Source organism: Novosphingobium hassiacum (assembly GCF_014196055.1).
Taxonomy (GTDB): Bacteria; Pseudomonadota; Alphaproteobacteria; order Sphingomonadales; family Sphingomonadaceae; genus Novosphingobium; species Novosphingobium hassiacum.
The window spans coordinates 316,592-335,989 of record NZ_JACICY010000002.1; the positions used below are offsets into that span (position 1 = coordinate 316,592).

The window sequence follows — 19,398 nt, forward strand, 5'->3', positions numbered from 1 at the left end:
GGGGTGTGGGCGCCTCTAACTGTGACTGCGGTCCAGCGCAACAGCAAAAATGCAACCTTACGCCAGTTGCATGTCTGTTGAGGGGCAAAAGCGGGTTTCCCCTTGCCGAACCGCGCGGCGTTCCCACATGGTGCGACGGACTGATACGCGCAATTGACCGACCGGAGATCGACCTTGGCCAGCATGGGGCTCAACCTCGAAGAACAAAAAGCGGTGGACCGTTTCCGCAACGACGTGGTCGAGCCGTCGATGTCCAAGCTGGTGATCCTCGATTTCTGGGCGGAATGGTGCGGACCGTGCAAGGCGTTGACGCCGGTGCTCGAAAAGGTCGCTGCCGAATATGCCGACAAGGGCGTGGTCCTGGCCAAGATCAATGTCGATGAGGACCAGTTCATCGCTGCGCAGTTCCAGGTGCGCTCGATTCCCACTGTCTACGCTATGTTCCAGGGGCAGCCGGTCGCCGACCTCACGCCCGCACGAACCGAGACGCAGTTGCGCCAGTTTATCGACCAGCTGCTCGCCAAGTTCCCGGTTCAGGCCGGAGAGCCGGTGCAGGACATCGCACCGCTGCTCGCCATGGCCGAAGACGTCCTTGGTGAAGGCGACGGCGAGCGTGCCGCGAGCATTTTTGCGCAGATCATCGAGATCGCGCCCGATAGTGCAGCGGCGCACGCCGGGCTGGTCCGTGCGCTGATTCTTGCAGGCCGCAAGGACGAAGCGCAGGGTATCCTCGACGCGCTCGACCCGGCAATTGCGGCAGATCCCGCCATCGCCCAGGCACGCTCGGCGCTCGCGCTGGCCGAAGATGCGCCAGAGGAAACCGAACTGGCGGCGCTACGCGCTGCGGCAGCAGAACGACCAGCCGACATGGAGGCGCAATTGGCCTTCGCTAACGCGCTCTACGCCAGTGGTGAGCGCGATGATGCAGCGGCCAAGCTGCTCGACATGGTCGCGACGGATCGTGCGTGGAACGATGGTGCTGCCCGCGCCCGCCTTCTGCAGATCTTCGAGGCGACCGGGCTTGAAGATCCGTGGGTTTCGGCAACCCGGCGCAAGCTCTCCACTGTGCTGTTCGGTTGATTGCGATGGGCGCGAACGTCAAACCCACGCGCCTGTCGATCTTTCCGCTGACCGGCGCGGTGCTCTATCCCGGCCTGCAACTGCCGCTGCATTTCTTCGAACCGCGCTATCGGGCGCTGGTCAGCGATTCGCTGGCGCGCGACCGGCGTATCGCGATGATCCAGCCTCAGGCCGCGGTCGAGGGCGCACCGCTGTTCCGAATCGGCTGCGTCGGCAAGATCGCGGATGTCGAGGCTTTGGAGGACGGGCGCTATAACGTCGTGCTCGAAGGCATCGCGCGGTTTCGCCTGATTCGGGAACTCGATGTCACCACGCCGTTCCGTCAGGTCGAGGCCGAACTGCTGACCGATGACATGGAAGAGGCGCTGAGCGCGGTCGAACGCGCCTCGTTCGAGCGTGAGGCGCGGCACTTTGCCGATGCGCAGGGTTATGCGGTAGATTGGGAGTCGGTTGCGCGGCTCGACGACATGTCGTTGATCAACGGCGTCTCGCAGATCGCCCCGTTCGACGGCGCGGCCAAGCAGGCGCTGCTCGAAGCCGATACCCTTGCCGAGCGGTGCGAACTGCTCGTTCAGTTGATGCAGTTCTTCGGCAAGCGCGACAGTGACGATGGCGGTCGCGTGACGCTGCAGTAGCTCAGAACTGCGCCTGAATCCCGTCGATCACGAACTGCGCCGCCAGGGCCGCGAGCAGCACGCCGAGCAGCCGGGTGATCACGGCTTCGACCTGTGAGCCCAGCGCGCGGATGATCGGGCGCGCGGCGACGAGCGCGAGAAAGCTCAACACCATCACCACCCCCAGCGCGCCGAGGATTACCAGGGTTTGCTGCGAGCCTTGGGCGCGCGCCGTCAGCAGCATCACCGACGCGATCGATCCGGGGCCTGCCAGCATAGGCATGGCCATCGGGAAGACGGAGACGTCTTCGACCTGCGGCTGTGCCGTGCGGACCTTCTCGGCGCGCTCCTCGCGCCGCTCGGTGCGCTTTTCGAACACCATGTCGAGCGCGATCAGGAACAGCATGATACCGCCCGCAATGCGGAAGCTGTCGAGCTCGATATGCAGCGCGCCGAGGAGGTCTTCACCGAACAGCGCGAAAACCAGCAGGATGCCAGTTGCGATCAGGCATGCCCGCAGCGCCATGCTGAACGCCTGTTTCGACGAGGCGTTGGCGGTAAGGCCGGCATAGATTGGCGCGCATCCGGGCGGATCGATCACCACGAACAGCGTGACGAAGGCCGAGAGGAACAGTTGCCACATCGCTCAGGCTCCCTTCGCCACGAAACTGCGCGCGAGTGCCTCGACCATCGCGCCGTCCTTCCAGATCCATGCGGAAAAGCGGCGGCTTCCGTCGGGCAGTACGACCGATCGCCACGCCAGCGAACCGTCGCGCGATTGCCCATCCTTAACGTCCGCTCCAGCCGGAGCGTCTGCGACCGGGATAGCACCTGCCAGGGGTCGCAGTGGCGGTAGCTTCGATTGCTCCTTGCGCTCGCGCTTGCTCCCCGGCTGGGCCGTGACGCCATCGCGCTGTATGCGTGTGGGGCAATCGGCGACTTTTCCTTGCGCCCAATCGACTTCGCGCAATGGCGCGTCGAGGGCCTGCCCGTCGTCGAGTACCCACTTCCAGTCGATCTTGCCCTTGAACTGGCGCTGCCACACGGTGACGTATTCGCCTGTCGCCGCTGCGCCCTGCCAGCCGCCAAAAGTCAGCCCGGCAGTACCGTCGCAGCTGATCCACGCGGAATGCGGCGCCCATTGCAGCGACGTGGCCGGGTTTTTGCGATCCTTGAGTGCTGCCTTTGCAGACACGCGCTTGCCCTCGATTAGTTCCGCCGTCTCGTCCGCCGTTTCACGAAATGCGGTCCACTGGCCTTTCTCGCGGGCAAGGCGGGCAAAGGCGATGTCGGCAGCAATCAATGCGCTTGGGTTGGCATAGGCCCGCTGCGGGCGCCGTGGCTCGTCGGGCGCGGGTTGGGCCAAGGCCGGGGCGGTGAGGGCGAGGAATGCAATCGGGATCAAGCGCTTCATGGGCACGAGACTAGCCCAAGCGCAGTGCCATTCCCACCCCCAACCCCTCCCGCAAGCGGGAGGGGGGATCATAGGTCAATTCTCCACCTCCCGCTCGCGGGAGAGGGGAGCGGCCCGAACTCCCCTCCCGCTTGCGGGAGGGGTTGGGGGTGGGCACTTTTTCCGCAACTCAGATCGCGTCTGCCGCAAGCTCCAGCCCCGCGTTGCGGTACGCCGCGACCAGCGCGTTGCGCAGCAACACTGCTATCGTCATCGGCCCGACGCCGCCTGGCACCGGCGTGATCGCCGAAGCGACCTCGGCAGCCGAGGCATAGTCGACATCGCCGACCAGCCGCGTCTTGCCTTCGACCGCGCCTGCAACGCGATTGATGCCGACATCGATCACCACTGCACCCGGCTTGATCCAGTCGCCCTTGACCATTTCGGGTCGGCCGACCGCCGCCACCACGATGTCGGCGCGGCGTACGACCTCGGGCAGGTTCTTCGTGCAGCTGTGCGCCACGGTCACCGTGCAGCTTTCCGCGATCAGCAATTGCGCCATGGGCTTGCCCACTATGTTCGACCGCCCGATGACCACAGCGTCCAGCCCGGAAAGGTCGCCCAACCGGTCCTTGAGCAGCATCAGGCAACCCAGCGGCGTACAGGGGACGAACCCCGGCTGGCCCACCGCGAGACGCCCGGCATTGATCACGTGGAAACCATCGACATCCTTGTCCGGCGCGATCGTTGCGATCACCTTCTGCTCGTCCATCTGCGAAGGCAGGGGCAGCTGCACCAGGATGCCGTCCACTGCCGGGTCGGCGTTCAGCGCTGCGACCAGCTCCAGCAGTGCGGCTTCGGACGCATCGGCGGGCAGCTTGTGTTCGAAGCTGTTCATCCCGGCTTCCAGCGTGCTCTTGCCCTTTGACCGGACATAGACCTGGCTTGCAGGGTCCTCTCCCACCAGCACCACCGCGAGACCCGCCTTGCGTCCGGCCTTGGCCTCGAACGCACTTGCAAGCTCACCCACCTTTGCACGCAGATTTGCGGCGAAAGCCTTCCCATCGATCACGACAGCCGTCATCACGTTATCCCGTCAATGATCGCGTGTCAGGCGCCCGCGCTCGATGCGGCAATGCCGCTCAGCAGGATCATCAGCAGGTTGAGGCCCACGATCAGCACCATCGGCGAAAAGTCGATCTGACCGGTATCGGGCATGATCCGGCGGATCGGGCGCAGCAGCGGTTCGAGGATGGCATTGAGCGCCTTCCAGATCGCGGCGACTGCATTGTTGTGCATGTTCACCACGTTGAACGCGATCAGCAGGCCGAGCACGAACTGGACGATCACCACGATCACGATGATATTCACGAGGTAATTGATCATCGAAATCAGCGTGTACAGAAACATGGCGCGTATCCTTGAAGCCCCGGAGTTGCCGCTCTAGCCGACCCTCTCCCACCGCCACAAGTGCCGCGTTTGCATCGGCAGGCGCAACCGGCCTCAGAGCGGCAGCGACAGGCTCTCGACATGCCAGCGCAACTGCTCGGTCGTCGCGCCATCAACATCGTTGACTCGGCGGATGATGACCTCGCCACGCAGCGTGCGGTCGCCGTCGACGATGGTGATCGGTGCGGTGTAGTATAACGATCCCGCAGCACCTTCCTGTGCCCCTGCCCCAATCGTCACCTTGGGCGCTTTGAGCACATCCCACTTCGCGGCGAACGCTGCCTCGTCCATGTTGCTGCGCGCGCCCATGTCACCCCAGAAGGCGCGCATTGCCGACCAATCGCGAGCCTCGATTGCAGCAGCCCACCAGTCGAGCGCCTCGACCGGGTTTTTCGAATAGCTCGGCCGGTCCGCATTTACCGTTGGCGCGGGGCTGGATGCTGAGGGCGCTGCCGACGCAATGGCCGACTCTGATTCACTCGTCAGGGCACCGGGTTGCGATCCGGCGGGCGCTTGCTGGCAGCCGCCCAAGGGCAACGTTCCAAGGCTGAGCGTCATGGCGGTGCCCGTGAAGGCGGCGGCGAGGCTATTTCGTCTCATCGCGACTGACGAGCGGATGCCGCATAAGTTCCTATGATTAATGTAAATTACATTGGCAGGCGCAGCCTCACACCCGGATCAGCGTCCCGGCCCCTTGCGCCGTAAAGATCTCGAGCAGCAAGGCATGCGGCACGCGCCCATCGAGCACGACCGCAGCCTCGCACCCGGCCTCGACAGCATGGACGCAGGTTTCCAGCTTGGGGATCATGCCGCCGCTGATCGTACCGTCCTGCGCCAGTTGCTTGATGTCGGCGGGACGTAGATCGGTCAGCAGGTTCTTGTCCTTGTCCAGCACGCCGGGCACGTCGGTCAGCAGGAATAGCCGCGATGCGCCGACGGCTGCCGCAAGTGCGCCGGCCATCGTATCGGCATTGATGTTGTAGGTGTGACCGTCCTTGCCCACGCCGATCGGCGCTATGACCGGGATGATGCCGGCTGCGCTGAGCGTGTAGAGGATCGAGGCATCGATTTCCGAAGGTTCGCCAACAAAGCCGAGGTCGACGACGCTCTCGATGTTGCTGCCCGGATCCTTCGTCGTGCGTTCCACCTTGGTTGCGGTGACCAGCCCTGCGTCCTTGCCGGAAATGCCGATAGCCTTGCCGCCTGCTGCGGCAATCCACCCCACCAGTTCCTTGTTGATCTTGCCCGACAGCACCATTTCGGCAACCTCGGCCGTGACCTTGTCGGTTACGCGCAGCCCGTCGATGAAGCTCGATTCAACGCCCAGTTGCTTGAGCATCGCGCCGATCTGCGGGCCGCCTCCGTGGACGACGACCGGATTGATGCCCACGGCCTTGAGCAAGACCACGTCCTCGGCGAAATCGCGCGCGGCTTCGGGATCGCCCATTGCGTGGCCGCCGTATTTGACGACGAAGGTCTTGCCGGCATAGCGCTGAAGATAGGGCAGCGCTTCGGTCAGCGTTTCCGCCTTGGCCAGCATCGCGGGATCGTGGTTGTGAGTCATGGGTCGGCCCCTTACGCGGTTACCCTGCGGAATCCAATATTGTGATACGGTACCCGCGCCATGACCCAACGGGAAATGGAAGGCTTAGTTGATGCGATCCAGCCTCCGCCCCAGCCTGAGCACCAGCATGATGATCAGCGGCACGAGCACTGCCGACAGCACGACCTTGGCCAGCATTTGCCCGGCCATCAGGGCCATGATCGGCCTCACCCCATAGAACGACACCGAAATGAAGATCAGCGTGTCGACGATCTGAGACAGTGCTGCGGCGATGAAACCGCGTACTGCCGTGAATCGTCCTGCCGCGCCGCGCAGCCGGTTGAAGATCCACACGTTGAGCGTCACCGAAACGCCATAGGCCATGATGCCCGCAGCCATCATCCGCCACGATTGGCCCAGCACGATCGGGAAGGCGGCCTTGGCGGGCTCGTACATGCCCGGATCGGTCGGCAGGGTCAGCACGAACAGCGTGAGAAAGATCGCAAAGGCGAGCGGCAGGAAGCCGTAGCGCACTAGCCGGTCGGCCACGGCCTTCCCGTGAAGCTCGGCGATGCCGCTCGAAATGCCGACCAGCGTCAGGAAAGGAAATATCCCGGCCTCGACCGCCAGCGGCCCGAGCGCGACCTGTTTGGCGCCCAGCACGCCGCCGAGCGTGACCATTCCCCCGTAAAACAGCGCGAACAGGAATACGGAACGGGGGATAGCGGGTGCTTGTGCGACATGATCTTGCATGAAAGGCCGATAGCGCGCTTTTCAGCCCGCGCCAATTCGCTACTAGGTACCGCTGTAACCAATTCTGTGCGGAGCCCGGTCGCCCCCGATGCGTGTCGTTTTCAGTCTGCTCGGGATGGCCCTCATCCTCGCGCTCGCCATTCTCCTGTCGTCCAACCGCCGCGCAATTCGGCTGCGTGTCGTGGCTGCCGCGTTCGCACTGCAGGCAGGGTTTGCCGCGCTGGTGCTCTACGTACCGTTCGGCAACCGCATGCTGCAAGGCGCGGCAAGCGGCGTCGAAGGGCTGCTCGGCTTTGCCCGCGCGGGCGTCGCGTTCCTGTTCGGGCCGCTCGCCGACCCTGCGATCGGCGGCACCAGCTTTGCCATCTCGGCACTGCCGGTGATCGTGTTCTTCGCCGCGCTGATCTCGATCCTCTATTACCTCGGCGTGATGCAGTTGGTGATCCGCTGGATCGGCGGCGCGCTGGAAAAGGTCACCGGCATCAGCAAGGTCGAATCGCTGTGCGCTGCCAGCAACATCTTCGTCGGGCAAAGCGAATCGCCGCTGGTGATCCGGCCTTACCTTGCCGCACTCAACCCCAGCCAGCTGTTCTGCGTGATGACCGTGGGCATGGCGGGCGTGGCGGGCACGATCCTCGCCGCGTACGCCAGCATGGGCATTCGCATCGATTATCTGGTGGCCGCCGCATTCATGTCGGCACCCGGCGGCATCCTCATGGCCAAGCTGATCATGCCGGATGAGCCGCCGTGCCCCGCAGAGGTCGGTAGCGAGGACCTGCCCAACCCGCACGTCGCGCCGCGCCTTGCCTCGGACGAGGAGGAGCGCCCCGCCAACATCATCATGGCCGCAAGCCAGGGTGCGCAGACCGGCGTGAAGCTGGCCGTCGCTGTAGGTGCCATGGTTCTCGCTTTCGTCGCGCTGGTGGCGCTCGCCAACGGCATTCTCGGCTGGTTTGGCGGCTGGTTCGGCGCGCCCGAACTGTCGTTTCAGATGATCTTCGGCTATGTCTTCGCGCCGGTCTTCCTGCTTCTCGGCGCAGACGGCTGGGGCGAGGCGATGCAGGCCGGCGGCCTGTTCGGCAGCAAGATCGTGCTCAATGAATTCGTCGCGTTCATCGAACTGGGCAAGGACAGCGCACTCTCGCCCCACACCGTCGCCATCGTCACCTTTGCGCTCTGCGGCTTTGCCAATTTCAGCTCGATCGCGATCCAGATGGCAGTAACCGGCGGTCTTGCCCCCAACCAGCGCCCGGTCATTGCCAAACTCGGCCTGCGCGCGCTGATGGCCGGAGCGCTGAGCAACCTGATGAGCGCTGCGCTGGCGGGGATGTTTTTGAGTTTGTAGCAATCTGATTGCTCCCCCGCGAACGCGGGGGCCTCAGGCGGAATAGCGCCCACGTTGAGGCCCGAGGTCCCCGTCTTCGCGGGAACGCACGCGTTGCGTAGCAATCCTGCCCCACTTCTCTCACACTTTCGTCATTCCCGCGCAGGCGGGAATCCAGGGCAACGCCCGACTGGATTCCCGCCTGCGCGGGAATGACGAATGGTGTGCGTAGATGTCTTAACTTACCCGTTCGCCTGCGCCTTCAACTGATACAGCAGGTCCAGCGCCTCGCGCGGTGACAGCGCGTCGATATCCAGCCCGTTCAACCGCTCGCGCAGGGCATCGACCTTTTCCTCCGCCGCCTCGATCGCAGCGGCAAACAACGGCAGGTCGTCCAGTCCCGCAGCCAGCCCACCAGTCGCCGCGCGGCCTTTCTCCAGTTTCTCCAGCACCGACTTTGCGCGCTTGACCACAGGCGCGGGCACGCCCGCCAGCCGAGCCACGGCAAGCCCGTAGCTCTTGTCCGCAGGCCCTTCGGCCAGTTCGTGGAGCAGTACCAGATCGCCCTTCCACTCACGCGCCCGGACGTGGTGCAGCGACAGCGCCTCGCAGCTTTCCGCCAGCCGCGCGAGTTCATGGTAGTGCGTCGCGAACAGGCAGCGGCTGCGATTGATCGAATGCACCGCCTCGGCCACGGCCCATGCCAGCGCGAGGCCATCATAAGTTGACGTCCCTCGCCCGACCTCGTCGAGGATCACGAAACTGCGCTCGGTCGCCTGTGACAGGATCGCGGCAGTCTCGACCATCTCAACCATGAATGTCGAACGCCCGCGCGCCAGATTGTCCGACGCGCCCACGCGGCTGAACAGGCGGTCGACCATGCCGATGGTCGCGGCCTGCGCGGGCACGAACCCGCCTGCCTGCGCCAGCAGCACGATCAGCGCGTTCTGGCGCAGGAACGTCGATTTACCGCCCATGTTCGGCCCGCCGATCAGCCACAGGCGGTCGGTTGGGGCAAGGCAGCAGTCGTTGGCCACGAACCGCTCGCCCCGGCTTGCCAGCGCGGCTTCGACCACGGGATGCCGCCCGCCGATGATCTGGAGGCACGGCTCGTCCACTACGCGCGGCAAGGCCCAGCCGCCCTCGGCCGCGCGTTCGGCCTGACCCGCCGCAACGTCGATCCGCGCGAGGGCAGCAGCCGTTGTCGCGATAGCCTCGCGCGCCCGCACCGCGTGGCCCACCAGATCCTCGAAATGTGCCTCTTCCGCCGCCAGCGAATGCCCGCCGCTTTCGGCAATCCGGCTGGCCTCTTCGTGCAGCGCCAGAGCATTGAAGCGCACCGCACCTGCCATCGTCTGCCGGTGGGTGAAGCCCGAATCGGGGGCCATCAGCCGGTCGGCGTGCTTTGCCGGCACCTCGATGAAGTAGCCCAACACCCCGTTGTGCCGGATCTTGAGCGCAGCCACCCCGGTTTCGTCACGGTACTTCGCCTCAAGCGCGGCAATCGCGCGGCGCGAGTTGCCCGAGACGCGGCGCAACTCGTCCAGCCCGGCGTCATAGCCCTCGGCGATGAAGCCACCTTGCGCGCGCTCGGTCGGTGGTGCGGGCACGAGTGCGCGGGCATAGAGGTCTGTCAAGGCGCCATGCCCTGACAGCGATGGCAGCAATTCGTCCAGAGGCGCGGGTCGGTCGTCCCGCGCACGCAGCATGTCGTGAAGCCGCCGCGCTTCGCTCAACCCGTCGCGCAACTGCCCAAGGTCGCGCGGCGAACCGCGCCCGGCCACGACCCGCCCGAGCGCGCGCCCCACATCGGGCAACGCGCGCAACACGCCGCGAATGTCGCCGCGCAGCAGCGGATCGTCGTGCAGCCAACTGACCAGTTCCAGCCGCCGATAGATGCTGCGCGCATCGGTCAGCGGTGCAGACAGGTCCTCGGCCAGCATTCGCGCGCCGGCGCCGGTCACGCAACGGTCGATCGCCTCGACCAGACTGCCCTTGCGCGTGCCGCCGGTGCTGGTGAGGATTTCGAGGCTGGCGCGCGTCGCCTCATCCATCGCCATGTGCGTGCCCGCCTCGCGCGCGACCGGCGGCAACAGCAGGGGCAGCATACCGCGCCCGGCATGGTCGAGATAGGCGATCAGTCCGCCCGCCGCCGCCAGCATGGCGCGGGTGAACTGCCCAAACCCGTCAAGCGTGGTGACGCCGTGGACCGCTTTGAGTCGAGTCTCGCCCTCGTCGCTGCCGAACGACCGATTCGGCCTTGCAACGCAATCGACGGGCGCTTCGGTCCAGCTCTCGGGCGCGACGACCTCGCTCGCGCCGAGCCTTGCCAGCGCGGCTCCCATCGCCTGCGGCTCGCACTCTTCGAGTTCCATGCGTCCGGTCGAAATGTCGCACGCGGCAATGCCGATCACCCCGCGTACGTCGCATACCGCCGCCAACATGTTGGCACGGCGCGGTTCGAGCAGCGCCTCCTCGGTCAGCGTGCCCGCGGTCACGAAGCGCACGATGTCGCGCGCGACCAATGTCTTGGAACCCCCGCGTTTGCGGGCTTCTTCAGGCGATTCGATCTGTTCGGCGATGGCCACGCGGCACCCTGCGCGGATCAGCCGGGCAAGGTAGCCCTCTGCGGCATGGACGGGCACGCCGCACATCGGGATCGGTGCGCCGCCATGTTCGCCCCGGCTGGTAAGGGCGATGTCGAGCACTTGCGCGGCGGTCTTCGCATCGTCGAAAAACAGCTCGAAGAAGTCGCCCATGCGGTAGAACAGCAGGCAGTCGGCGGCCTGCTCTTTTAGCGCAAGATATTGCGCCATCATCGGAGTTGGGGCATGGGATGTCACGCGGTGGTGGCTAGACCAGCCGCTCGTGTTTCTCAAACCATCAACACCGGATATCCGCAACTGTGCACTGCAGCATGGACGCCGACTTCGGTCTTGTGGGGGTGCCGTAGGTTTGACGCAGGTCCGGCAAAAGGATTGGGTTATCGCGGCGCGTGCCTTGTGGGCGCGCGCAGGGGCACTGCCGTGGCTGTCCGGCCCCGGCATCATCGTCGGTATCCTGCTCGTCTGCCTGCCCTTCGCGCTGGTCGATGTGCCGCCGCTGATCGACATTCCCGGCCACATGGGCGCCGCCGCGATCGAGGCTGCCGGTCCCGGCAACCCGCTTGAAAAGTACTTCACCTGGAAATGGGTGTTCACGCTCAACATCGGTGGCGGCGTGCTGATGAAGGTGTTGGGCGCGCAGTTCGGCATCCTTGCTGCTGGATGGTGGAGCACGGTGCTGGCCACCGGCCTGTTCGCGGGCGGCTGCCTGTGGACGATCCGCATGTTGAACCCCAAGGGCGGACACGCAGCGGCCTGGTCGCTGATGTTCGTGTTCAGCTTCCCGCTGCTGACCGGCTTCCTCAACTACATCCTCGCCACCGGGCTCGCGCTGACCGCGTTCGCCGCCTCGCTGTGGCTCGAGAAGAACCCTCGCGCCCGCGCCACAATGCTGATCGTCGCGCAGCCCGTGGCGATGCTCTGCCACGCCATCGGCGGGCTGTTGCTCGCGCTGCTGGTCGGGGCCCATGCGCTCGGCCGTGCGATCGACGAACTGCCCGAGGGCTGGCGCTGGCGTGACCTGACCAACCGTCGCTGGCTCGAAACGCTCGACTGGAAGGCGATTGCTCATCGCATGTGGCTGACCTGCTGGCCGCTGCTCGCGACGGTCGTCACGATCGCGCTGTGGAAGATATTCTCGCCCGAACCCGCTGCCAGCACCAACGTCTGGCGCTGGGATCAGAAGGCGTGGTCCTTCGTGCTCACGCTGCGCGACCAAAGCCAGTTGCTCGATGCCGGAACCACGATCGCGGCGTGCCTGCTCGTGCTGGTCGGGCCGTTCCTCGGTGCGCGCTGGCGCTGGCGTCAGGGCCTGCCCGCGCTGACCGTGTTCGCGCTGTTCCTCGCGATACCGAGCGATATCAACGGCTCTTCGTTCGTCGATATTCGTCTGCTCCCGGTCGCCGCAATGCTCGGTCTCGGGCTTCAGGACTGGAGCGGCGCGCGCAAGCCCGAATGGGCAAAGATGGTCGCCTATGCCGGCATGGGCCTGCTGGCGGTGCGCCTCTCGGTGACCGCATGGAGCTTTGCTGGCTATGCCGAGGACTACAACAAGCAGCTTTCCGCGCTGACCCATGTCGAACCGGGCAGCCGCGTGCTGGCCTTCGTCGAACATACCTGCCTGGATGAATCATGGCGCTACGCGCGGCGCGATCACCTCGCCAGCCTCGCCAGCCTCTATCGCCAGGCGTGGGTAAACGACAACTGGGCGGTTCCCGGGCTGCACATGGTCGTGCCGCGCTTTCGCCCTGGCCGCAATTTCACCGCCGACCCTTCGGAATTCGTCTGGTCGGCAAGGTGCTCGGGCGGTTGGCGTCGCAATGTCGACAGCGCCCTCAAGTATGCACCGATCGAACGCGTCGATTATGTCTGGCTGATCGACACCGGATTGCCCCGTCGTGGCGATCCGCGCCTGCAGTTGGTTTGGCAGGAAGGCCGCAGCCTGTTGTTCAAGGTGCGCCCGCTCGGCATTCCGACGTGGAAGCCAAAGGATTTCTGACCGGCAAGTTGCAAGCTTGACGTAGCGGCGAAGGTCGGACAGGTCCAAAACCCGTTAGTACGCATGCCAGGGGGATACCATGTCCGAGGAAAGCAACGTCCGCTTCACCGAGCGCGAGGCGCTTTTCTACCACAACACGATCCGCCCCGGTAAGATCGAGATCATCGCGTCCAAGCCGATGGCAACCCAGCGCGACTTGTCGCTGGCATACTCGCCGGGCGTCGCGGTCCCGGTCCGCGCCATCGCCGAAAATCCTGCCGATGCCTATGAATACACGGCCAAGGGCAACCTCGTCGCGGTGATCTCCAACGGCACCGCCATCCTCGGCCTCGGCAATCTCGGCGCGCTGGCGGCAAAGCCGGTGATGGAAGGCAAGGCGGTGCTGTTCAAGCGCTTTGCCGACGTCGATTCGATTGATATCGAGCTCGATACCGAAGACGCGGACAAGTTCATCGAAGCGGTCGCGCTGATGGAGCCGAGCTTCGGCGGCATCAACCTTGAGGACATCAAGGCGCCCGAATGCTTCATCATCGAACAGGCGCTGAAAGAGCGCTTGAAGATCCCGATCATGCACGACGACCAGCATGGCACGGCGATCATCTCGGCTGCCGGTCTGCTCAACGCCTGCTTCCTGACCGGGCGCAAGCTCAGCGAAGTCAAGGTTGTGGTCAATGGCGCGGGCGCTGCCGCGATCGCCTGCACCGCGCTGATGAAGGCGATGGGCGTGCGTCACGATAACGTGACGATGTGCGATCGCTCGGGCGTGATCTACCGTGGCCGCGAAGGCGGCATGGATCAGTGGAAAAGCGCGCACGCGATCGACACCGAAGCGCGCAGCCTCGAAGACGCGCTGAACGGCGCCGACATTTTCCTCGGCCTGTCGGCGGCGGGCGCATTGAAGCCCGAATGGGTCACCAAGATGGCTCCGCAGCCGATCATCTTCGCGATGGCCAACCCCGACCCCGAGATCACCCCGCCCGATGCCAAGGCGATCCGCCCGGATTGCATCGTCGCCACCGGACGTTCGGACTATCCGAACCAGGTCAACAACGTGCTCGGCTTTCCGTTCATCTTCCGCGGCGCGCTCGATGTGCGCGCGACTGCGATCAACGAGGAAATGAAGATCGCCGCAGCGCAGGCCATCGCCCAGCTGGCGCGCGAGCCCGTGCCCGAGGAAGTGGCGGCTGCTTACGGGATCAACCACACCTTCGGGCTGGACTACATCATCCCTGCGCCATTCGATCCACGCCTGATGGAAGTGGTGTCCTCGGCCGTTGCGAAGGCGGCGATGGATTCAGGCGTGGCGCAAAAGCCGATCGAGGATTTCGATGCCTACCGCAACAGCCTAAAAGCGCGGCTGAACCCGACGACATCGGTGCTGACCAACGTATTCGCGACGGCCAAGAATAACCCCAAGCGGGTTGTGTTTGCCGAGGCAGAAAACGAAGTGGTGCTGCGCGCCGCCATCCAATTCAAGGATTTCGGCTATGGCACGCCAGTGCTGGTCGGCCGGACGCAAGGTGTCCTCGATCTGCTGACCGAACTTGGGGTCAGCGATCCTGCCGCGTACGAAATTCACAATTCGGCAGTCTCGCCGCTGGTGCCCGAGATGGTCGCCTACCTCTATGAAAAGCTCAAGCGGCGCGGCTACATGGAGCGCGACGTCAAGCGCATGGTCAATCAGGACCGAAATGTCTTCGCTTCGCTGCTCGTGGCGCTGGGCCATGGCGATGCGCTGATCACCGGCATGACCCGCACTTTCGCGCAGTCGATGAAGGAAGTGCGTCGCGTGCTGGAGCCCAAGCCCGGGCATCTGCCGTTCGGCATCCACTTGATGGTCGCCAAGAACTACACGGTGTTCCTGGCCGATACGACCGTGAACGAGCGTCCCTCGGCCGAAGACCTTGCGCACATCGCGCGCGAAACTGCGGCCGTCGCGCGCCGCATGGGCCACGAACCGCGTGTCGCGTTCCTGTCGTACTCGACCTTCGGCAATCCCTATGGTCGCTGGCTCGACGCGATCCGCGGTGCGGTCGCCATCCTCGACGCCGAAGATCCCGGCTTCGAATACGAGGGCGAGATGGCCCCTGACGCGGCGCTCAACCCTAAGGTCATGGCGAACTACCCGTTCAGCCGCCTGTCGGGCCCCGCCAATGTGCTGATCATGCCCGGCCTGCAGTCTGCTAACATCTCGGCCAAGCTGCTGCGCGAGCTGGCCGGCAATGCGGTCATCGGGCCGATGCTGATCGGCATGGAAAAGCCCGTCCAGATCGCGGCGATGACCTCGATTGCGCCCGATATCCTGACGCTGGCCGTACTGGCAGCGGCGGGGATCGTCGGCTGAACTGACGTATGAATGGGCGCCCCCGCGAAAGCGGGGGCCTCAGGCCTGATCAGGCAAGCCCCGTCAAAAAAGTTCGGTTGCCTAACGTTTCACACACTGCCACTCATGCGCGCCGGACCTTGCGTCGGCGCGTGTGCGCTGGCCTTGGTCACCGCTATTCCATTGACCAAGGCCGAGCATACCATGACCCACACCCAGCCCACCGCCGCTGATCTTTCCGCCGACATCGCGCGGGTTTTTGCACTCCAGACGCAGAACCAGTGGAAGCTCAAGGCCTCCACCGCAGATCAGCGCAAGGCACGCCTCGCCAAGCTGAAATCGGTCGTCGAAGCACACACCGACGCCATCATCGCTGCGGTACTTGAAGACACGCGCAAGCCGGTCGGCGAAATCCGCGTTACCGAAGTGCTCAACGTCACCGCCAACATTCAGCGCAATATCGACAATCTCGATGCGTGGATGACCCCGACCGAAGTCCCCTCGTCGAGCAATCCCGACGACCGCGCGCAGATCGTCTACGAAGCGCGCGGCGTCTGCCTGATCCTGGGCCCCTGGAATTTCCCGCTCGGCCTCGCGCTCGGCCCGGTTGCCGCTGCCGTTGCCGCCGGCAACGGCTGCATCGTCAAGCTGACCGACTTGTGCCCGGCCACCGCGCGCGTTGCCGCAAAAATCATTGCCGAGGCGTTCGACGAAAGCGAAGTCGCGCTGTTCGAGGGCGATGTCAGCGTGGCCTCGGCCCTGCTGGAACTCCCGTTCAACCACGTGTTCTTTACCGGCAGCACCCGCGTCGGCAAGATCGTGATGTCTGCGGCGGCCAAGCACCTTGCCAGCGTGACGCTCGAACTGGGCGGCAAGTCGCCGGTAATCGTCGATGAGGGTGCAGACGTTGCCAAGGTTGCCGCACAACTCGCGGCGGCTAAGCAGTTCAATGGCGGGCAGGCCTGCATCAGCCCCGATTACGTGTTCGTGCGTGAAGACCAGAAGGCCGCGCTGGTCGAGGGTTTCAAGGCCAATGTCGCGGCCAACCTTTACGAAGACGGGCAGATCAGGAAGGACAGCATCGCGCAGGTCGTCAACTCCGCCAACTTCGCGCGCGTGAAGTCGCTGTTCGATGATGCGGTGGCGCAAGGCGCGACCGTGGCGGCGGGGGGCCTGCTCGAAGCGAACGACCTGACCATCCACCCGACGATGTTGACCGACGTTACCCCGCAGATGAAGATCCTGCAGGAAGAAATCTTTGCGCCGATCATCCCGGTGATGACTTACGACAGCCTCGACCAGGCGATCGGCTACATCCAGGCCCACGACAAGCCGCTCGCGCTCTACGTTTACAGCAAGGACGAGGCGAACGTGGCGCGCGTGCTGAATGAGACGTCATCGGGCGGCGTCACCGTCAACGGTGTGTTCTCGCACTATCTCGAAAACAACCTGCCGTTCGGCGGCGTCAACGCTTCGGGCACCGGCAGCTACCACGGCTACTTCGGGTTCAAGGCGTTCAGCCATGAGCGCGCCGTCTACATGCACGCATGAAGAAGGGGCTCAACGTCCTTCCCGCTGTAAATGCAGGCGGTTGACCCGCACCGGGTGATAACGCAACTGTGCCGCAAGGCTTTGTAGCGGGGACAGGAACATGCGTTCGATCATCGTGACCGGGGGATTCGGCATCTTGGGCCGCGCGGTCGCGCAGGCGTTCCGTGAACAGCGCGACCGTGTGGCGCGGATCGACTTCGCGCCCGATGCTGTGGACGACAATCCCGGCGGGCTCGATATCGGCGGGATCGACCTGACCGATGCTGCTGCGGCGGCGGATGTGGTCGCTCGGGTCACCGACACGTTCGGCGGGATCGATGTGCTGGTTAATGTCGCTGGCGGCTTTGTTTGGGAGCCGCTGGTCGATGGCGGGCCGCAGACGTGGGCACGGATGTATGCCATGAACGCCGTGACCTGCGTGACCATGACCAAGGCCGCACTGCCCGTGCTCTCGGCAACGGCAGGAGCGGCCATCGTGAATATCGGAGCAGGCTCGGCACTGGTCGCAGGGGCAGGCATGGGCGGGTATGCAGCGTCCAAGGCCGCAGTCCACGCGTTGACTCAAAGCCTCGCGGCAGAGCTTGCCGACGTTGATTGCACGGTCAATGCAGTGCTCCCGAGCATTATCGATACGCCGACCAACCGTGCCGACATGCCCGATGCCGATGTTGCGCAATGGGTTCAGCCCGCCTCGCTGGCCAAGGTCATCGTGTTCCTTGCCAGCGCGGGTGCGCGCAACATCTCGGGCGCCTTGATCCCTGTCTCCCGCGGCGGATAAATCTGCCGTTGCTCCCAAACGGGAGATTTGTGACGCCGCCGGTGTGTGCATCACACTCGGACAGGATGCCTGCCACAGGGAAATGCCGAATGACCGACGCGGAACTTGCCGCTCACCTCGCTGAATTTGCCGGACGACTGCTGATCACCGTGCGCGACGCGGCGACCTTCGGGGCAAAGGCGCTGGGCAAGGCGGGCGATGCCACCGCCAACCAGTTCCTGGTCCATGCCTTGCGCGAACAGCGCCCCGATGACGGGCTGCTGTCCGAAGAGGAGAAGGACAACTTCGATCGTCTCGCGTTCTCGCGAACATGGATCGTCGATCCGGTCGATGGTACGCGCGAATATGGCGAGCAGCGCGCAGACTGGGCGGTCCATGTAGGCCTCGCGATCGATGGCGTGGCCAGCGTCGGTGCGGTTGCGCTCCCCGGTGCCGCCGATGGTGCAGGCATCGTGCTTCGGACCGATGTGCTGCGCGAGGTTCCACCTGCGCCCGGCGTGTTGCGCATGGTCGTCAGCCGCACCCGCCCGGCGCATGAGGCAGTGACGATTGCAGACAAGATCGGGGCCGAATTGGTGCCGATGGGCAGCGCGGGTGCCAAAGCGATGGCGGTCATCCTGGGTGACGCCGATATCTACCTGCATTCCGGCGGTCAGTTCGAATGGGATTCGTGCGCGCCCGTGGCCGTCGCGTTGGCGCACGGCCTGCACTGTTCGCGGATCGACGGTAGCCCGCTGATCTATAATCAGAGCGACACCTACATGCCCGATCTTTTGATCTGTCGCCCGGAGCATGCGGCGATGCTGCTGGGTGAGATTGCCCTGCTCCACCGAGGGTGACTTGACCGGCGCACTCCCATATGGGAGCGTCACGCATGGTTTCGACAACGGCCGATCAGCGCGAATTGTACCTGCCCCTGATCGAAGGGATTCAGGAAGAACCGCCGTTCGGCCTGTTCATGCGCAACCTCGTCGCGCGCACGGGTGCCCGCCGCGCGTTCATGGTCGTTGAACTCGCCAATGCCGCGCCCGCTCAGGACCCAGCGGTCATTCACGTGATCTCGCCGCGTGCAACGCAAGAGCCGCCACTCGATTTCCGTCGGCTCCACGCTTTGCGGCTGCATCCTTGGGGATCGCTACGGCCCGAGCGGGTCTATGAACTCGACGAAATGCTCAATTACGACGATCGCGCGCAACTGATCGTCCAGCGCGAGGCATTGTCCGACATGGGGATCCGCTATGGCCGCTGGTTGCGCATCAGTGCGGGCGGGGCGGCCGATGCCTGGCTGGTCCTCGTTCGCCAGCGTGAGGATTTCTCGGCGTCTGCTGTCGCCACGCTTTCGGCGATCGCGCCGCATCTGGCATCGGCGCTGCGCACGTTGGTCGCACTCAATGTGCAACGCTTGCAGGCAACGCTCGCCCACTCGGCCCTGATGCGCCTGGGGATCGGTCAGATCGCACTCGACGCCGGCGGCCGCGTGATGGCCGCAGATCCGCTCGCCGAAAGCCTGCTGTCGTTCACGCCGGAGCCGGGCGACGGGGCAGGAAGACGGCTGGCGCTTCTGCCCGAAACAGCACGCGCGCTGGAACAGGTCTGCGCCGAGGTGGCGCGTGCAGACGGGCCGGGGCGGGTGGTTCGGATCGATGCACGGCGCGGGCTCGACCTGCTGCTACGCCGCGCCAACCTCGCCCTGCCCGATCCCGCCGCTCGGCCCGAAGTGACCGGAACGCTGCGGATTGCCCGGCGCGAGGATCCGGGAGCAGGCGCGACCACGTTGCAATCGGTCTACGGGCTTTCCGCGCGGGAGGCAGCGCTGGCGCAAGCGGTTTCGCGCGGCGAACCGCTTGTCGAGGCCGGGCTGGCGCTTGGGCTGACGGTCGAAACGGCGCGCAATTACTCCAAGCGGATCTACGGCAAGACCGGTGCTACGGGTCAGGCCGATCTGGTGCGGCTGATCCTTGGCGGCCTTGCACCCCTAGCTTAGCGCC

17 protein-coding genes are annotated in these 19,398 nt (G+C 64.8%); 9 read left to right on the top strand and 8 right to left on the bottom strand.

Annotated elements, in window-relative coordinates; all coding sequences use genetic code 11:
- Nucleotides 1-183 precede the first annotated feature (183 nt).
- Together GGQ88_RS06220 and GGQ88_RS06225 are read left to right on the top strand one after the other, a co-directional pair.
- On the top strand, nt 184-1,080 hold the full coding sequence (locus GGQ88_RS06220; RefSeq protein WP_183612475.1) for a tetratricopeptide repeat protein: 897 nt from the start codon (nt 184-186) through the stop codon (nt 1,078-1,080).
- A gap of 5 nt (nt 1,081-1,085) precedes the next feature.
- Entirely contained in the window at nt 1,086-1,715 is a 630-nt protein-coding gene (locus GGQ88_RS06225) for an LON peptidase substrate-binding domain-containing protein (RefSeq protein WP_183612254.1), read from the top strand.
- 1 nt (nt 1,716) lies between these two features.
- Here GGQ88_RS06225 and GGQ88_RS06230 read toward each other — a convergent pair whose 3' ends face one another.
- From GGQ88_RS06230 to GGQ88_RS06260, 7 genes are all read right to left on the bottom strand, one after another.
- Entirely contained in the window at nt 1,717-2,337 is a 621-nt protein-coding gene (locus tag GGQ88_RS06230) for a MarC family protein (RefSeq protein ID WP_183612255.1), read from the bottom strand.
- Between the two features lie 3 nt (nt 2,338-2,340).
- Entirely contained in the window at nt 2,341-3,108 is a 768-nt protein-coding gene (locus GGQ88_RS06235) for a hypothetical protein (RefSeq protein WP_183612256.1), read from the bottom strand.
- 169 nt (nt 3,109-3,277) lie between these two features.
- Complete coding sequence (gene folD, locus GGQ88_RS06240) at nt 3,278-4,171, bottom strand: bifunctional methylenetetrahydrofolate dehydrogenase/methenyltetrahydrofolate cyclohydrolase FolD (RefSeq protein ID WP_183612257.1); 894 nt, start codon at nt 4,169-4,171, stop codon at nt 3,278-3,280.
- Between the two features lie 26 nt (nt 4,172-4,197).
- Complete coding sequence (locus GGQ88_RS06245) at nt 4,198-4,497, bottom strand: YggT family protein (RefSeq protein ID WP_183612258.1); 300 nt, start codon at nt 4,495-4,497, stop codon at nt 4,198-4,200.
- Nucleotides 4,498-4,590: 93 nt separating this feature from the next.
- Nucleotides 4,591-5,136 (bottom strand): hypothetical protein, encoded by a 546-nt coding sequence (locus GGQ88_RS06250; protein WP_183612259.1) that lies wholly within the window; start codon nt 5,134-5,136, stop codon nt 4,591-4,593.
- A 67-nt stretch (nt 5,137-5,203) separates the two neighbouring features.
- On the bottom strand, nt 5,204-6,100 hold the full coding sequence (argB, locus tag GGQ88_RS06255) for an acetylglutamate kinase (protein WP_183612260.1): 897 nt from the start codon (nt 6,098-6,100) through the stop codon (nt 5,204-5,206).
- Between the two features lie 84 nt (nt 6,101-6,184).
- Nucleotides 6,185-6,832, bottom strand: a complete 648-nt coding sequence (locus GGQ88_RS06260; RefSeq protein WP_183612261.1) for a queuosine precursor transporter — start codon at nt 6,830-6,832, stop codon at nt 6,185-6,187.
- 88 nt (nt 6,833-6,920) lie between these two features.
- On the opposite strand from GGQ88_RS06260, the gene GGQ88_RS06265 reads away from it, so the two are divergent.
- On the top strand, nt 6,921-8,177 hold the full coding sequence (locus tag GGQ88_RS06265) for a NupC/NupG family nucleoside CNT transporter (RefSeq protein ID WP_183612262.1): 1,257 nt from the start codon (nt 6,921-6,923) through the stop codon (nt 8,175-8,177).
- 221 nt (nt 8,178-8,398) lie between these two features.
- Here GGQ88_RS06265 and mutS read toward each other — a convergent pair whose 3' ends face one another.
- A complete protein-coding gene (gene mutS, locus GGQ88_RS06270; RefSeq protein WP_183612476.1) occupies nt 8,399-10,975 on the bottom strand; it encodes a DNA mismatch repair protein MutS in 2,577 nt (858 codons plus the stop codon).
- A gap of 136 nt (nt 10,976-11,111) precedes the next feature.
- Here mutS and GGQ88_RS06275 point away from each other — a divergent pair, with 136 nt between their 5' ends.
- From GGQ88_RS06275 to GGQ88_RS06300, 6 genes are all read left to right on the top strand, one after another.
- Nucleotides 11,112-12,758, top strand: a complete 1,647-nt coding sequence (locus tag GGQ88_RS06275; protein ID WP_221214535.1) for a hypothetical protein — start codon at nt 11,112-11,114, stop codon at nt 12,756-12,758.
- A gap of 79 nt (nt 12,759-12,837) precedes the next feature.
- Nucleotides 12,838-15,102: an NADP-dependent malic enzyme gene (locus GGQ88_RS06280; RefSeq protein WP_183612263.1), complete on the top strand. Its 2,265-nt coding sequence runs from the start codon at nt 12,838-12,840 to the stop codon at nt 15,100-15,102.
- A 105-nt stretch (nt 15,103-15,207) separates the two neighbouring features.
- Complete coding sequence (locus tag GGQ88_RS06285) at nt 15,208-16,632, top strand: aldehyde dehydrogenase family protein (protein WP_246385570.1); 1,425 nt, start codon at nt 15,208-15,210, stop codon at nt 16,630-16,632.
- Between the two features lie 100 nt (nt 16,633-16,732).
- On the top strand, nt 16,733-17,410 hold the full coding sequence (locus GGQ88_RS06290; protein WP_183612265.1) for an SDR family NAD(P)-dependent oxidoreductase: 678 nt from the start codon (nt 16,733-16,735) through the stop codon (nt 17,408-17,410).
- 89 nt (nt 17,411-17,499) lie between these two features.
- The gene (locus GGQ88_RS06295; RefSeq protein WP_183612266.1) at nt 17,500-18,249 is read left to right on the top strand and encodes a 3'(2'),5'-bisphosphate nucleotidase CysQ; all 750 of its coding nucleotides are present in this window, start codon (nt 17,500-17,502) and stop codon (nt 18,247-18,249) included.
- Nucleotides 18,250-18,284: 35 nt separating this feature from the next.
- The gene (locus tag GGQ88_RS06300; RefSeq protein ID WP_183612267.1) at nt 18,285-19,394 is read left to right on the top strand and encodes a helix-turn-helix transcriptional regulator; all 1,110 of its coding nucleotides are present in this window, start codon (nt 18,285-18,287) and stop codon (nt 19,392-19,394) included.
- Nucleotides 19,395-19,398: the final 4 nt, after the last annotated feature.